Consider the following 14,980-nt stretch of genomic DNA (forward strand, 5'->3'; position numbering starts at 1 on the left):
GCATGTCCAAACGATTTTAGAAGATGAGCGTGATTGTCTATTATATAATTTTAGTCGCCGCTTTTTCTAGACGATTCATCAAAGCTTCACCAATTCCTTCTTTTGAAAAAGACTCCGCTAAAACGACGTCGTATTGTAATGTATCGACTTTACGCAACGTATGATATAAACGCCTTGTCACTTCGGTTAAATTGTCACGACTTCCTAGATTTAAGTCAGTCGGCAAACCTAATTCTTCAGCTCGTTCGTCACTGATCATTAAGCCAACTCGCTTCCCTTCAAACTCTTGCTGTTCAATTACTTCACGCATATCATGACTACTGCCTGCAACAACCCATATTGGGCAGTCTGGGGCGTAATGTTTATATTTCATACCAGGTGAGCGAGGGGCATCGTCACCTTTTACTAATGATGGGGCGAGGTCGACAGCACCGATTACCGCTTCAATCTCCGCTTGTGTGACACCACCTGGGCGTAAAATCATCGGGACGTCTAACGTGCAATCAATTACAGTCGATTCAACACCAACACCCGTTTGTCCACCGTCGACAACTCCATTAATTTTACCATTCAAATCTTGTAAAACATGCTCATGCGACGTCGGACTTGGTTTACCTGAACTGTTGGCACTCGGTGCAGCCACTGGAATAGCCGCTTCTTGCAACAACGCTAAGGCAACCGGATGATCAGGCATTCTAACACCGACTGTCGTAAGGCCTGAGGTAACATTACTTGCCAATCCACCTTTTGACGGTAAAATGATCGTTAAAGCCCCTGGCCAAAAAGCATCGATTAATTGCTGTGCTTTCGCCGAAATAGCAGTCACATATTGCTCAATGACATTTCGCTTTCCGACGTGAACGATTAACGGGTTATCAGCTGGTCTACCTTTAGCGTCAAAAATAGCTTGTACCGCTTGTTCATCTGTTGCATCAGCACCTAAGCCATATACTGTTTCTGTCGGAAAAGCAACTGTTTTCCCATGACTCAAATACTTCGCTGCCTCTATTATATATGGATGATTTTGAAGTTGTTCACCTTCGTCTACTTTCCAACAAATCGTCTCCATTGCCGTTCTCCTTCTACTCTTAAGTTAGCTTCTATTATTATGGAAGGAAAAGTGCAAAAGTGCAAACAACTTATTCAGCATTAACGATTAATAATTTCTCAAACCAATTACCGTCTAAATTAACTTCTGGATACGGCGATTGTGATATTTTTTTAAAATGGTTCATTTCAAATAATGTTTCTCGATTGGGATCGTCTACGTGCGCAAATAACTTTTCATGTCCAACACGTTGAGCGTATTCTGAGATCCATTCAAACGTCATAATAATAAGTGCAGGATTCGCTTGTTCTTTCATGAGTAATTTTCTTAACCAAACGCCATTTTTAACAGGGTATAAAACGAAATATCCAATTCTTTGACCTTCTAGTTCTAAAAAGTAACCGTATTCTTTCGCCCAATCTTCCTGTGGTTTTTGATCTTTAGCATGTCCTTCTTTAAAAAACTGTTCATATTCTAATTCAGACACATCATTCATATGCACGACTTTAATCATTACATTCGCCTCCTAGCCTTTTTCTCTATTAAGCTATGAAGGAAAATGATTGATTATGAACAAATCTATGAAATTCCTAACAAATTCTTTAGCCAATCCCATAGAAAAAAGCTAACTTCGGCTTCTTGTTCTTCTTCTAACTCTACTTCTTCTTCATCGTCGTGTTCTAGCACCGTTGTACCGTCTGCAAACTCAACGAAACATAACGGCGGAAACAAGACACACCACCAATTGTCACCTTCACCTGACCCTAACGTAATTAAAATCGCTTCATACTCACCACCAGGATATACAAAACGGTCATACACTTTATCAGGGAATTGAATATCACCGAACTCAACCGTAAAATCGTCATCACCTGTCACGTCAGCTACGATCTCTTCTATCTTTGGTAGATTGTCAATAATAGTTTCTCTAGCCACTTCAATTGACGTTAATTCCTCGACCCACTCAGTAATTTGTTCATTTACTTCATCACGAACTTGATCTTTTACTGCTTGAGCTTCTTCCTCATTAGAATCAGCCAATATACGAAGGCGAATCGCTTCATCTGGAATAACAACATAACCTGTATCGTCTTGTTGTTCTGCTATACTTTCTGTAAAAAACACTTGTATCATAACCACAACTAACAAACCAACAATAATGTAACGCATGCCCCTCAAACCTTTCTCTTAATCTATTAATCCCATTATTAACTCGAGAGGCAAAAGATATACATGCTTCTATTAAAAATGTTAGAATACTTAAAAAGCTTAGGAGTGAAAAGATGTTTACTTATGACATTGATGACAACCTATACTTACGACTCATCGATGAAGGTGATTGTAATGCGATATATCAATTAACGAATGAAGGTCGCGACTATTTAAGAGAATGGTTGAATTGGGTTGATAACATTCAAAATCAAGAGGACACGATGGGATTCATTGAAATGGCAAAGAAAAGTTTTACTGAAAATAGTGGGTTACATGCTGTGATTGTTTTCCGAAACGAAGTCGTTGGCATTGCTGGCTTCAACAAGCTCGATCAGTCCAATCATATCGCAAAGATCGGTTACTGGTTAGGTGAAGGTTACCAAGGCAATGGGATTATAACGAAAGTGTCAAAAGCTTTAACTGATTACGCTTTTAACTATTTGAACATGAACAAAGTTGAAATTCGAGCTGCTTCAGAAAACGTTAAAAGTCGTGCGATACCTGAACGATTAGGATACACAGAAGAAGGAACGATTCGTGCTGCTGAAAATATTTATGGTGTTTATGTCGATCATGTTGTTTATGGGGTGTTGAAAAAAGAGTGGTGAAAAGAGATTAAAATTTAACTTTTTCGAGATTACCTTTTAAACTCCGCTCCATCAAAATACTTCGCTTTCCTAGGGCACGGCTCGAGCCAAGCAACTACTTCGACTAACCTTCTTATGCTTTGCACCGAGGAATCCTGCTTCGAAGCATAGCTAGAAGACACAGGTGCATCACTCGGCAAACAAAGGAACATCGGCTAAGTACCGGACGTCCTGTCCGAACGCCGAAGTGACCCACATCCTTGTGCGCCTCTGCGGGGGGTCTCGAGACTCGTGCTGTTCCCTTAGGAGTATTCACACTTTGATTCCGCTCGATTACTGCTTATCTAATGAACTATCATAAATTCTCGCCTCACAACACTTTAAGGTTTCATCTACCTTCATTTTTTACTTCCATAAAATAATTCTATCTTTCCCATTAATGTCTTGAATTACTTTCACTTTTGCGTTCGGATCAAATTTTTTAATTAAATTAGGTACCGTTTCACCTTGATCAAAACCAATTTCAAATGCCGTTAACTGAGGATTTCGTGGTAACTGCATCACTTGGTTTATAATGGTTTCATAAGCGGCAAGGCCCTCATTTTTTGCAAAGAGCGCTTGTGCAGGGTCGTGGAACGAAACAGTCTCCGATAAATGTTCCTTTTCGGCATAGGGAATATAGGGCGGGTTTGAAACGACGACATCTGGTGCAATGCCTTCATTAATAAATGGTTTTAAAAAATCACCTTCTTCAAATTGAACGTCTGCACTTAACTTTTGACTGTTAATATGTGCTACAGACAATGCTTCTTCAGATAGGTCAGACGCATAGACTTTGGCTTCTGGCCATTCTTTCTTTAGCGTAATAGCTATGATGCCACTTCCTGTCCCTAAATCAACAACCGTCTTCGGATTTTTCACTTCGTTTAATAACGCTACAATCAATTCTTCAGTTTCAGGCCTAGGAATAAGTACACGGTTGTCTACATAAAAAGACCTGTCATAAAATTCGGCTTCGTTAGTAAAATGTTCGATTGGTTTACCTGTTTCAGCGTGTTCTTTAATCCATGATATGAATTCGTGCTCAATGTGTGGGTCAACTAAGTCAGTTTGCATCGCAAGGAATTGAGCTTGATTGACTTCTAACAAATAACGTAATAACAGTTCTGCAACACGCTCTTCACGATTATGTTCTTTTAAAAAAGAAGAAGCCCACATGCGGGCTTCCCTTACTGTTCGCTTTGTCATCTTATTCACCGATTTCTTCTAATTTAGACGTTTGTTCTTCAATCGTTAACCTTTCAACGATCTCATCAATCTTACCTTCAACAATTTGGTCTAACTTATTAATTGTTAAGCCGATACGGTGATCTGTCACACGGTTTTGTGGGTAATTGTACGTACGAATACGTTCAGAACGATCACCCGTACCAACCGCTGACTTACGGTTTTCATCTAGTTCATCTTGTTGTTCTTTTTGATACATTTCATAAATACGTGCACGTAGAACTTTCATCGCTTTTTCTTTGTTTTTAATTTGAGATTTTTCGTCCTGACATGATACAACAACACCAGTAGGATCGTGTGTTAAACGAACAGCTGACATGGTTGTATTAACACTTTGGCCTCCAGGTCCGCTTGAAGCAAATGTGTCTACACGAATGTCTTTTTCGTTAATGTCAATTTCCACTTCTTCTGCTTCAGGTAAAACGGCAACAGTTGCTGTTGACGTATGGATTCGACCACCTGACTCCGTGTCTGGAACACGTTGTACACGGTGAGCACCATTCTCATATTTCAATCGTGAGAAAGCACCTTTACCATTGATCATAAAGATAATTTCTTTATAACCACCAACATCTGCTTCATGAGACTCAATAACTTCTATACGCCAACCTTGTGTTTCTGCATAGCGAGAATACATACGGTATAAGTCTCCTGCAAATAATGCCGCTTCATCTCCTCCAGCAGCACCACGAACTTCCATAATAACGTTTTTATCATCGTTCGGGTCTTTTGGAACAAGTAGTAGCTTCATTTCTTGTTCTAACGGCTCAATTTGGGGTTGTAGCTCTTCTAATTCTTCTTTAGCCATCTCAACCATATCTTCGTCAGATTCATCAGATAAGATGACTTTCGCATCTTCAATTTGTTGTGTGATTTCTTTATAATGGCGATACTTTTCTACAATCTCTTGTAATTCGGATTGTTCTTTTGAGTATTCGCGTAATTTATTGGAATCATTAATGACTTCAGGATCCATTAGTAAGTCGGTTAACTGGTTGTAACGGTCCTCAAGGTTTTGTAATTTATCGAACATATTAACGTCCACCTCTAACTATTCTGTTTATTACTCATATTATATCATACCATAAAGAGTTAAAAAATTTATGTTGCAGGGCTATAAAGTTTTTACCGAGAGAAATCTTTAAAATTAGTATGAAGGAATATGGGTGATTTATGTAATTTTGTCTCTTAATCAAACGTTTGATTGAGAAGTTCTAATAAACAAATTGAATCTAAATTATTCGCAACTACATAAAACCCGAACGAAATCAGAACTTGAATTCGCTCGGGTTTGTCTTTTAATTACCGCTCCATCAATATGCTTCGCTTTTACCCACAGGGCACAAGTGCAACATCTGCTCAAACTCCCTACGGTCGTTTGTCGCAGTGTTTTCTTTGCAAGGACGGCTGGTGAGCCAAGTACTACTTCGAGTGACCTCCTTGTGCTTTGCACCGAGGAAGCCTGCTTCGAAGATTAGCTAGAAGACGCAGGTGCATCCGGTGGGGTCTCACCCTGGTCTTTGCTCCCGTAAGAGTCTTCGCATTTTAATTCCGCTAGTTACTGCTTCACACAGCAATTCATCAATCATTCGCCTATTGACGTAGTACTTAACAATCTTCCCACATACTCTTAATATTCTTTTGAATGGGTTGATGAAACGCTTGTTCCGAGTCTTGGGTGGTTGGGTACTTCATGGTGGTGACGACAGCGCGGTTCGTATGATTCAGATGCTCCGACTAAAATAACGGGATCATCATAAGATGCTGGTTTGCCATCAATTAACCGTTGAGTACGACTTGCGGGTGAGCCGCAAATTGGGCAAATGGCATTGAGTTTTGTCACGTTTTCAGCTAGAGCTAATAGCTGTGGTAACGAGCCAAATGGTTCACCGCGGAAATCTTGGTCTAATCCAGCTACGACGACACGTATACCACGGTCAGCTAAATGTTGAACAATATCAACGACATTTTCACTAAAAAATTGAACTTCATCAATTCCGACAATGTCAACTTGGTCATCAATTTGGTCTAATATCTCACTAATATCATCGATCGGTCGAGCAATAATCGAGTTGCCGTTGTGTGAGACGACTGATTCGTCATCGTAACGATTATCAATTGCTGGTTTAAAAACACGAACATTTAAATTACCGTATGTAGCACGGCGAACACGACGAATTAATTCTTCTGATTTCCCTGAAAACATACTGCCACAGATTACTTCAATCCAACCGCTATGTTTCATCACATACATCATATTCAGCACCTCGTTTAACAATCTTTTACAAATTTTGCATAGAGAATAATAAAAAATGGCGCCCATTTGTTAATGGGTTACCCTTAATATAAACAAATATAATTGCTGTTTTTATAAAAAATAAAAAAAGCCGACCGTACAAGCCAAGCACCACAACATAGATGATATAAAATTATATAATCTAATATGGTGTTTAGCTGAGTTGAACGGTCAGCTCCTTGTGTTGAATTGCCAGTATTATGACATGTTGTACTTTTTCTTGAATCGGTCTACACGGCCACCAACTTTGTCAGCTTTTTGCTTACCTGTGTAGAACGGGTGTGAAGCAGAACTGATTTCAACACGAATTAATGGGTACGTATTACCGTCTTCCCATTCAATTGTCTCTTCAGACTCCATTGTTGAGCCGCTTAGGAATTTGAAATCAGAGCTTGTATCTAAAAATACAACTTTACGATATTCCGGGTGAATACCTTCCTTCATGATTAACACTCCTCCTTGCCCTGAATCCTTTGTGGAATCAGAGTTGATTTAAAACCGTCTAAAGACGGGAGCTAACTTCTTCAAGTCATACAGAGTGATTATACCAACTCGGTATTTATTTTGCAAGGTGTTTTAGACAAACTTAGTTCTTGCCTTTCATTTCATCGCCCATGATTTTGAAGAACTCTTCATTCGTCTTAGAAGAGCGTAGTCGACGTAAAAATCTATCTAAGAAATCATGTTGGTCTTGCATTGTTTTACGAATCGCCCACGTCTTATCAAGCTGTTCTTTCGGCATAAGTAGTTCTTCTTTACGCGTGCCTGAACGTAGTACATCAATAGCTGGGAAGATCCGTCGTTCAGCCATGCTACGATCTAAGTGTAACTCCATATTACCTGTTCCTTTAAACTCTTCGTAAATAACATCATCCATACGTGAACCTGTATCGACTAATGCCGTAGCTAGTACAGTTAGGCTTCCACCTTCTTCAATGTTACGTGCTGCACCGAAGAAGCGTTTCGGACGGTGGAATGAAGCTGGGTCAATACCACCTGATAAAGTTCGTCCACTTGGTGGGATGACTAAGTTGTAGGCACGTGCTAGACGTGTAATACTATCCATTAGAATAATAACATCTTGCTTATGCTCTACTAAGCGCATCGCACGGTCTAATACAAGTTCTGACACTTTAATATGATTTTCTGGTACTTCATCAAATGTCGAGCTTACAACGTCAACATTGTCTGCAACAGAACGCTCAATATCTGTTACCTCTTCTGGTCTTTCATCAATAAGTAAAATAATGAGCTTCGAGTTTGGGTGGTTTTCAGACACACTGTTGGCAACTTCTTTTATAATTTGGGTTTTACCAGCTTTAGGTGGTGCGACAATTAAGCCACGCTGACCAAAGCCGACTGGAGCCATCATATCAATAATACGAGTTGATAAAAGGTTGCGAGTCGTCTCTAAATGCATTTTTCGATCAGGGTATAGGGCTGTTAAACCAGGAAAGTGAATTCGTTCTTTTGCACTTTCAGGATCATCACCGTTTACCGCATCTACGTGTAATAAACCGAAGTAACGTTCATTTTCTTTTGGTGGTCTTGCTTTACCTGATACTAAGTCACCATTACGAAGGTCAAAACGACGAATTTGAGATGCTGAAATATAAATATCTTCAGCGCTCGGTGCATAGTTAATCGGACGTAAAAATCCGAAACCTTCTGATTGAATAATTTCTAATACACCATCTACGAATAGTTTACCGTCTTTTTCTGTTTGCGCTTTTAAAATCGCAAATATTAATTCTTTTTTGTTTAATTTTGCATAGTAAGAAACGCCTAAATCACGCGCTAAAGCATACAAATCTTTTAGCGTCTTCGTTTCTAATTCTGCAATCGTCATTGTCTTTGACACAAAAACACCACGCTTTATTAATTTTTACATTATGTTTAATTCTTAATTAGGAAAATAAAAATCGGGATTGTCTTTATTCTTTGAGAAGAATTGTTTTTCACTCGGGGTATAGCTTCTATATTGTATCGTGTTTAAGAGGACTGCGCAAGTTTCTCTGTTGGAATACGATTACATATAATGAAATTAAGGCTGAGTCAGTCGACTACAGCCTTAGTTTCATTATAGACATTTTTTAATCTTTGATGACGAGATCTGGCTTTTTCTTCAAGCTATGTGTCCCATCGATGAAACGAACGGTTCCTGATTTGGCACGCATAACAACTGTTTCTGTCGTTGCTTTATCGCCTCTAAATTGAACACCTTGTAACAATTCACCGTCTGTAATGCCAGTTGCAGCAAAAATGGCATCATCACCACCACATAGGTCATCCATCTTTAACACACGATTAACATCTTCAATGCCCATCTTACGACAACGTTCTTCTTGTTCTTCATCAACTGGTTTTAGTCGGCCTTGGATTTCTCCACCAAGTGCTTTTAAACCAATTGCTGATAAAACGCCTTCAGGTGCACCACCGACACCCATTAAAACGTCAACACCTGTATGATCAAATGCCGCATTAATTGAAGCTGCAACATCACCGTCAGGAATCAACTTAATACGTGCGCCTGCTTTTCGGATTTCTTTAATTAATTGATCGTGACGCGGGCGGTTTAATACAACGACGACGATATCCTCGATGTCTTTACCTTTAGCTTCTGCAACTGCTTTTAAATTTTGTTCAACAGGGGCATCTAAATCAACTTTGCCAACTGATTCTGGTCCGACTGCAATCTTCTCCATGTACATATCTGGTGCGTGAAGTAAGCGGCCACGATTTGCAATACCAACTACACAAAGTGCATTCCACGTACCTAATGCTACGATATTAGTTCCTTCAACTGGGTCAACAGCAATGTCTACTTCAGGACCTTCGCCAAGCCCTACTTCTTCTCCTATGTATAACATCGGAGCTTCGTCTTTTTCCCCTTCACCGATTACAACAGTTCCTTTCATTGGAACTGTATCAAATACTGTACGCATTGCTTCTGTTGCTGCACCGTCTGCTTCTTCTTTCTCTCCACGACCCATCCATCGTGCTGATGCTAAGGCAGCCGCTTCTGTCACACGTGCAATTTCCATTGATAAACTTCTTTCCATCGTTATGTCCTCCCCGTTTTCTCTAATCCCTTATCGTTTTATGCGTTTTGGAACATTCTTTTATCTTCATCAGTCAATTGTTCGCGCCAGACATTTGCACCTAAATTTTTAAGCTTTTCGGTTAATTCGTCATAACCACGTTCAATATGATTAATGCCAACAACTTCTGTAATCCCATCAGCCATAAGACCTGCTATGACTAAGCATGCGCCCGCACGTAAATCGCTCGCTTTTACTTTTGCACCTTCTAAAGGTGATTTGCCAGTTATGACTGCAGAGCTTCCTTCTACTTTTATATTCGCATTCATTCGTCGTAGCTCATCAATATGTTTAAAACGCGCTTGATAAATCGTATCGGTTACAATACTTGTTCCATGCGCTTGTGTTAGTAAAGCTGTAAAAGGTTGTTGTAAATCAGTTGGGAATCCTGGGTATACTAGCGTTTTTATATCGACACTAGAAAGTTCACGATTACCTCGAACAACTAAATAATCTGCTCCTTCTTCTATCTCAACGCCCATCTCACGGAGCTTGGCTGTTAACGATTCTAGGTGTGTGGGGATGACGTTATCAATATATACTTCTTCGCCTTTTGCAGCTGCTAAGATCGTGTAAGTTCCAGCTTCAATTCGGTCAGGTATAATCGTATGCTGGCAACCGTTTAATGAATCAACACCTTCAATTCGAATCACATCGGTACCTGCACCTTTAATATTCGCACCCATACTATTCAGTAACGTTGCAACATCAATAATTTCAGGTTCTTTAGCCACGTTTTCAATCGTCGTTTTACCTTTTGCCCGTACAGCTGCGAGCATGATGTTAATCGTCGCACCAACGCTTGGGACATCGAGGTAAATTTTTGCTCCAATTAGTTCGTCTGCTTTTAGGTAGATCGCACCTTGTTCGTTCGTTACTTCAGCCCCTAAAGCTTCAAAACCTTTAATATGTTGGTCAATCGGACGTGGGCCTAGGTCACACCCACCTGGTAAACCGATTACCGCCTTTTTAAAGCGACCAAGCATGGCACCCATGAAATAATAGGAGGCACGCAATTTCTTCACACGTCCATTAGGTAACGGCATTGCCACCATTTCTGATGAATCAATCGTGACTTCATCACCGTCTTGGGACACGTCACCTCCGATATCACGTAGCAGTTCTTTTAATATTTGAATGTCAGAAATATTCGGAAGGCCTTCAATTGTTACTTCTGATTCGGCTAAGATCGTCGCTGGCAGTAAAGCTACTGCGCTATTTTTCGCTCCACTTATCCGAACTTCTCCATTTAATTGGTGGCCTCCTTCGATTAGTAATTTTTCCATACGAATACCCCTCGTCACAATGTTATGGTCGTATACGTTCGTGTTGCTTCGTCTAGTTGTAGTATGTGCGCTTTTTCAATAATCATTCTTGGTTAGCTTTTTCCCAATCGTTTAAAAACTTCTCAATGCCTTGATCTGTTAATGGGTGTTTCACTAACTGTTGGATGACACCGAATGGAATCGTTGCAATATGAGCACCGCGTAAAGCAGCTTCAGATACGTGCATTGGGTGGCGGACACTCGCAGCGATAATCTCTGTATCAATACCATGAATATCAAAGATTTGTGCAATTTCTTCAATTAAGTTTAACCCGTTTTGTCCCATGTCATCTAATCGTCCTAAAAATGGTGAAACGTATGTCGCACCAGCACGTGCTGCAAGTAAAGCTTGATTTGCAGAGAATACTAGTGTCACGTTCGTTTTCACACCTTGGTCAGTTAACGATTTACACGCTTTCAAACCTTCAAGTGTCATCGGAAGCTTAATCGTAATGTTTGGAGCGATTTTCACTAATTCTTCTGCTTCCTTCAACATTCCTTCAGCATCTTCAGAAATAACTTCCGCACTTACTGAACCTTCTGTTACTTCTTGTGTAATTTCTTTTAGACGGTCGTGGAAAGAGACGCCTTCTTTAGCAACTAGTGATGGGTTTGTCGTAACACCTGATAAAACTCCTAATGCGTTAGCTTCTTTAATTTCATTGATATTTGCTGTATCGATAAAAAATTTCATAACACTTTTTACCCCTTTTTGAGTTAGTTTAATCGTCATGCATACACGAAAAGGCTAACCCATGTTAAATGGATCAGCCATTGAATATAATTTTATACTTTTGGTCTGGACACAAGCCCCTTGTTTTATCAATAAGTGTGGCGCTTAAGCCATAACAAAGCTGAGCAGCACTATTAGAAACACCACTTGTTGTAGATGCTTGCAATTCTGCTCCTTGTAGGACAGCTTGTACGACTTGATCTTTACCATTTGATAAAAAAGGCACAATTGTTTCCTCCCATGTCATGACATGATGCTTTTTATAATAAAAATCTATAGTATTAGAATACCAATTGTGCCGTGATTTCGCAACTAAACATTATAGTGTTGACGCTTTCTCACGTGCTGATCTATTAAGTCCATAACATCCTTAATTGAAAATGGTTTTTCTAAAACATCTTGATACGTTGATTCACTACTTTCTTTAACTTGCATTTTCGATAGTCCCGTCATTAGAATTACAGGAGATTGGTGACCCTGTTGTCTAATTTCTTGAATGAAGTGATCTCCCCTCATGCCTGGAAGTAAGTAATCTACGAAAAATATGTCAATGTGTTCATTTTCAACGACTTTAAATGCTTCAATTGCATTCGCAAATGTGAACACTTCAAAGCCGTCTTGTGTTAATAACTCTTTCATTAATAATGAGACACCTGATTCATCGTCAATGACGACTGCCTTCAATTTTCCCATAACGTTTAATCACCTTATTCCGTTGCTTTTAATTTAACTTTAACGGAATAAGGTAGGAAAATCAATCCAATTCAACTAATTTGTTTGTGAATTCTAAAATTTCTCACAGATTACAATTACTTTACACAGTGTTCGACAAATTTCTTAAATAACGGTTGTGGGCGTGTTGGTCTTGATTTAAATTCTGGGTGAAATTGTGATGCCACAAACCATGGGTGATCCTTTAACTCGATAATCTCTGCTAAACGTCCATCCGGGCTAAGGCCTGAGAATACAAACCCTTCAGCTTCCATTTGTTCACGATATTCATTGTTAAATTCGTAACGGTGACGGTGACGCTCGTACACTAACTCTTCTTTGTAAGCGTCATATGCATTTGTTCCCTCTTCTAAGCGGCATGCGTATACACCTAAACGTAACGTTCCACCAAGATCTTCTACATCTTTTTGCTCTGGTAGTAGGTCGATTACTGGATATGGTGTCGACGGTTCGATTTCAGCAGAATGTGCACCTTCTAACCCTAATACGTTACGCGCATATTCAACTGTTGCCAACTGCATGCCTAAACAAATCCCTAAAAACGGAACTTTGTTTTCTCTCGCATAACGAATGGCCTCAATCTTGCCATCAATGGCACGATCACCAAAGCCACCAGGAACTAAAATACCATCAACGTCGTTTAAGTACTCGTCTACATTGTCTTTTGTCACTTCTTCTGAGCTGACCCACTTGATTTCAATATCGGAATCGAAAGCAAAACCGCTATGCTTTAACGCTTCTACTACTGAAATATAAGCATCCTGTAACGCTACATATTTACCAACTAATGCGATTGTCGTCGTTTTCGATAAGTTTTTCACTTGATCGATTAGCTGATTCCACTCGGTCATATCCGCTTCAGGGTGATCCAATCCGAAATGGTCACACGCTAACTGGTCTAAGCCTTGGTTTTGCATTTCAAGTGCCACTTCGTACAGCACTTCACAGTTGCGCGCCTCGATCACTGCCTTTTCGTTAATGTCACAAAATAGCGCAATTTTATCTTTCATGCTTTGACTAATTTCACGTTCAGTTCTTAGAACGATGACATCTGGTTGAATACCTAATGAACGTAGCTCTTTTACTGAGTGTTGTGTTGGTTTCGTCTTCAACTCACCAGCCGCTTCTAAAAATGGTACTAACGTACAGTGAATGTACATTACGTTGTCACGACCAACATCACTTTTGAGCTGTCTAATCGCTTCTAAAAACGGCAAGCTTTCAATGTCACCAACTGTACCACCAATCTCAGTAATGACAACATCAGCATTCGTTTCTTTTCCTGCTTGATAAACTTTATCTTTAATTTCATTTGTAATGTGTGGGATGACTTGGACTGTACCACCTAAGTAGTCGCCACGACGTTCTTTACGAATGACAGATGAATAGACTTTACCTGTTGTGATATTGCTATATTTATTTAAATTAATATCGATGAAACGTTCATAATGTCCTAAGTCTAAATCTGTTTCGGCACCGTCTTCAGTGACGAACACTTCACCGTGTTGATACGGACTCATCGTACCTGGGTCAACATTTAAGTATGGGTCGAACTTTTGAATCGTCACGTTTAACCCGCGATTTTTTAATAAGCGACCTAATGATGCTGCTGTGATTCCTTTACCTAATGATGAAACTACTCCACCTGTTACAAAAATATACTTCGTCATTCTTTTCTGCCTCACTTTCTCTATCGTTAGGGTGTGTTAAAACCTTTATAAAAAACAAAAAAAGCTCCCGAATTCAATTCGGGAGCTTTACGTTTATTTTTAGAGAGCCCACATAGAATAATACGCCTATGTCAATTTAAAGTCAAGTTCGTTTTTTACTTTTCGTCTTCGTCTTCGTCTTCGTCACCTTTGTCTAAATCCTTCTCAAGGGTGTCAACCTCGTCTTCAAATAACTCTTCTGACTCTTCGGGTTCAACCGCTAAATCGTCTTCAAGAAGGACTTCATCTTCAACGACTGGTTCTTCTTTAGCTTTTTTCTTCTTCGCCTTTTTCTTCTTTGGTTTTTCTTCAGCAACAAATGCATCTTCAACCGTTTGATCGAACGGATACCAGTGCTTTAGTCCCCAAAGGTTTGAACCGACAGATAGGAAACGGCCATCAATATTTAAATCTGTATAAAACTGAGAAATAAATTGTTGTTTTTCTTCCTCTTCATAATCTTTTGCCTCAGCCACTAGCTTGAAAATATCTTGGAAGTTTTTAGCTTGGTTTTCTTCTAGCATGATCTCGTAAGCAATATCAATCATGGACAATTCTTTGACTTCTTCTTTACTATACTTTGTTAAGCTCACAACCAGCACTCCTTTACCCAGTTAACAGGAACTTTTTTAGCTATTTTCCTAGTTTACAGAATATCATACATTATCGTCAATTCAAGCAAAAATTATATCTATATTTTTTATTATATCATTTAAGCGTGGATTTACTTTAATTTTTATTAGTGGGGGGGGGGGGTGATTGGAACATGTGCAGGTAGGGATCGATTTATGGAGGGCTGGTATTTGGCGTTCGAGGGAGGCTTTTTGGCGCTCGTGAAGTTTTTCTGGCGCTCACCTTTTAAGCCCCCTTAATCCTTTGGACACCAAAATTGGAAAAGCTTACAATGTATTTAATCTAATTTTGGGCAATGAGGAGGGATAAAATGGGTA

16 protein-coding genes are annotated in these 14,980 nt (G+C 39.5%); 1 reads left to right on the forward strand and 15 read right to left on the reverse strand.

Annotated features, from left to right (window positions below; all coding sequences use genetic code 11):
* Positions 1-40: 40 nt before the first annotated feature.
* The 3 genes from J2R98_RS12620 to spoIIR all read right to left on the reverse strand — a co-directional run bounded on the left by J2R98_RS12620 (position 41) and on the right by spoIIR (position 2,218).
* Complete coding sequence (locus tag J2R98_RS12620) at positions 41-1,069, reverse strand: L-threonylcarbamoyladenylate synthase (RefSeq protein WP_307069535.1); 1,029 nt, start codon at positions 1,067-1,069, stop codon at positions 41-43.
* A gap of 70 nt (positions 1,070-1,139) precedes the next feature.
* Positions 1,140-1,562: a hypothetical protein gene (locus tag J2R98_RS12625; RefSeq protein WP_307069538.1), complete on the reverse strand. Its 423-nt coding sequence runs from the start codon at positions 1,560-1,562 to the stop codon at positions 1,140-1,142.
* 65 nt (positions 1,563-1,627) lie between these two features.
* Positions 1,628-2,218, reverse strand: a complete 591-nt coding sequence (spoIIR, locus tag J2R98_RS12630) for a stage II sporulation protein R (RefSeq protein WP_307069540.1) — start codon at positions 2,216-2,218, stop codon at positions 1,628-1,630.
* 113 nt (positions 2,219-2,331) lie between these two features.
* On the opposite strand from spoIIR, the gene J2R98_RS12635 reads away from it, so the two are divergent.
* The gene (locus J2R98_RS12635) at positions 2,332-2,868 is read left to right on the forward strand and encodes a GNAT family N-acetyltransferase (RefSeq protein WP_307069542.1); all 537 of its coding nucleotides are present in this window, start codon (positions 2,332-2,334) and stop codon (positions 2,866-2,868) included.
* 384 nt (positions 2,869-3,252) lie between these two features.
* Here the strand turns inward: J2R98_RS12635 and prmC are convergent, their stop codons facing one another.
* From prmC to rpoE, 12 genes are all read right to left on the reverse strand, one after another.
* Positions 3,253-4,095 (reverse strand): peptide chain release factor N(5)-glutamine methyltransferase, encoded by an 843-nt coding sequence (prmC, locus tag J2R98_RS12640; RefSeq protein WP_307069544.1) that lies wholly within the window; start codon positions 4,093-4,095, stop codon positions 3,253-3,255.
* A 1-nt stretch (position 4,096) separates the two neighbouring features.
* On the reverse strand, positions 4,097-5,167 hold the full coding sequence (prfA, locus tag J2R98_RS12645) for a peptide chain release factor 1 (protein WP_307069546.1): 1,071 nt from the start codon (positions 5,165-5,167) through the stop codon (positions 4,097-4,099).
* 597 nt (positions 5,168-5,764) lie between these two features.
* The gene (locus tag J2R98_RS12650; protein ID WP_307069564.1) at positions 5,765-6,388 is read right to left on the reverse strand and encodes a thymidine kinase; all 624 of its coding nucleotides are present in this window, start codon (positions 6,386-6,388) and stop codon (positions 5,765-5,767) included.
* A gap of 240 nt (positions 6,389-6,628) precedes the next feature.
* Positions 6,629-6,874 (reverse strand): type B 50S ribosomal protein L31, encoded by a 246-nt coding sequence (locus tag J2R98_RS12655; RefSeq protein WP_017186215.1) that lies wholly within the window; start codon positions 6,872-6,874, stop codon positions 6,629-6,631.
* Positions 6,875-7,016: 142 nt separating this feature from the next.
* On the reverse strand, positions 7,017-8,279 hold the full coding sequence (gene rho, locus J2R98_RS12660) for a transcription termination factor Rho (RefSeq protein ID WP_307069566.1): 1,263 nt from the start codon (positions 8,277-8,279) through the stop codon (positions 7,017-7,019).
* A gap of 244 nt (positions 8,280-8,523) precedes the next feature.
* Positions 8,524-9,492 carry a class II fructose-bisphosphatase gene (gene glpX, locus J2R98_RS12665; protein ID WP_307069547.1) on the reverse strand — a complete coding sequence of 323 codons (969 nt, stop codon included), beginning with the start codon at positions 9,490-9,492 and terminating at the stop codon, positions 8,524-8,526.
* 38 nt (positions 9,493-9,530) lie between these two features.
* Positions 9,531-10,817, reverse strand: a complete 1,287-nt coding sequence (murA, locus tag J2R98_RS12670) for a UDP-N-acetylglucosamine 1-carboxyvinyltransferase (RefSeq protein WP_307069548.1) — start codon at positions 10,815-10,817, stop codon at positions 9,531-9,533.
* 82 nt (positions 10,818-10,899) lie between these two features.
* On the reverse strand, positions 10,900-11,550 hold the full coding sequence (gene fsa / locus J2R98_RS12675) for a fructose-6-phosphate aldolase (RefSeq protein ID WP_307069550.1): 651 nt from the start codon (positions 11,548-11,550) through the stop codon (positions 10,900-10,902).
* A gap of 73 nt (positions 11,551-11,623) precedes the next feature.
* The gene (locus J2R98_RS12680; RefSeq protein WP_307069552.1) at positions 11,624-11,815 is read right to left on the reverse strand and encodes a hypothetical protein; all 192 of its coding nucleotides are present in this window, start codon (positions 11,813-11,815) and stop codon (positions 11,624-11,626) included.
* An 86-nt stretch (positions 11,816-11,901) separates the two neighbouring features.
* Positions 11,902-12,282 (reverse strand): response regulator, encoded by a 381-nt coding sequence (locus tag J2R98_RS12685; RefSeq protein ID WP_307069554.1) that lies wholly within the window; start codon positions 12,280-12,282, stop codon positions 11,902-11,904.
* Between the two features lie 116 nt (positions 12,283-12,398).
* Positions 12,399-13,991: a CTP synthase gene (gene pyrG, locus J2R98_RS12690; RefSeq protein ID WP_307069555.1), complete on the reverse strand. Its 1,593-nt coding sequence runs from the start codon at positions 13,989-13,991 to the stop codon at positions 12,399-12,401.
* A 155-nt stretch (positions 13,992-14,146) separates the two neighbouring features.
* Positions 14,147-14,623 carry a DNA-directed RNA polymerase subunit delta gene (rpoE, locus tag J2R98_RS12695; protein WP_307069557.1) on the reverse strand — a complete coding sequence of 159 codons (477 nt, stop codon included), beginning with the start codon at positions 14,621-14,623 and terminating at the stop codon, positions 14,147-14,149.
* Positions 14,624-14,980 lie beyond the last annotated feature (357 nt).

The organism is Alkalibacillus filiformis, assembly GCF_030814115.1.
In the GTDB taxonomy this organism is placed as follows: Bacteria; Bacillota; Bacilli; order Bacillales; family Alkalibacillaceae; genus Alkalibacillus; species Alkalibacillus filiformis.

Bases quoted from the DNA above. Each gene is read 5' to 3' on its own strand.
- J2R98_RS12620 (WP_307069535.1), bottom strand. From the start codon at position 1,069: ATGGAGACGATTTGTTGGAAAGTAGACGAAGGTGAACAACTTCAAAAT.
- J2R98_RS12625 (WP_307069538.1), bottom strand. From the start codon at position 1,562: ATGATTAAAGTCGTGCATATGAATGATGTGTCTGAATTAGAATATGAA.
- spoIIR (WP_307069540.1), bottom strand. From the start codon at position 2,218: ATGCGTTACATTATTGTTGGTTTGTTAGTTGTGGTTATGATACAAGTG.
- J2R98_RS12635 (WP_307069542.1), top strand. From the start codon at position 2,332: ATGTTTACTTATGACATTGATGACAACCTATACTTACGACTCATCGAT.
- prmC (WP_307069544.1), bottom strand. From the start codon at position 4,095: ATGACAAAGCGAACAGTAAGGGAAGCCCGCATGTGGGCTTCTTCTTTT.
- prfA (WP_307069546.1), bottom strand. From the start codon at position 5,167: ATGTTCGATAAATTACAAAACCTTGAGGACCGTTACAACCAGTTAACC.
- J2R98_RS12650 (WP_307069564.1), bottom strand. From the start codon at position 6,388: ATGTATGTGATGAAACATAGCGGTTGGATTGAAGTAATCTGTGGCAGT.
- J2R98_RS12655 (WP_017186215.1), bottom strand. From the start codon at position 6,874: ATGAAGGAAGGTATTCACCCGGAATATCGTAAAGTTGTATTTTTAGAT.
- rho (WP_307069566.1), bottom strand. From the start codon at position 8,279: ATGACGATTGCAGAATTAGAAACGAAGACGCTAAAAGATTTGTATGCT.
- glpX (WP_307069547.1), bottom strand. From the start codon at position 9,492: ATGGAAAGAAGTTTATCAATGGAAATTGCACGTGTGACAGAAGCGGCT.
- murA (WP_307069548.1), bottom strand. From the start codon at position 10,817: ATGGAAAAATTACTAATCGAAGGAGGCCACCAATTAAATGGAGAAGTT.
- fsa (WP_307069550.1), bottom strand. From the start codon at position 11,550: ATGAAATTTTTTATCGATACAGCAAATATCAATGAAATTAAAGAAGCT.
- J2R98_RS12685 (WP_307069554.1), bottom strand. From the start codon at position 12,282: ATGGGAAAATTGAAGGCAGTCGTCATTGACGATGAATCAGGTGTCTCA.
- pyrG (WP_307069555.1), bottom strand. From the start codon at position 13,991: ATGACGAAGTATATTTTTGTAACAGGTGGAGTAGTTTCATCATTAGGT.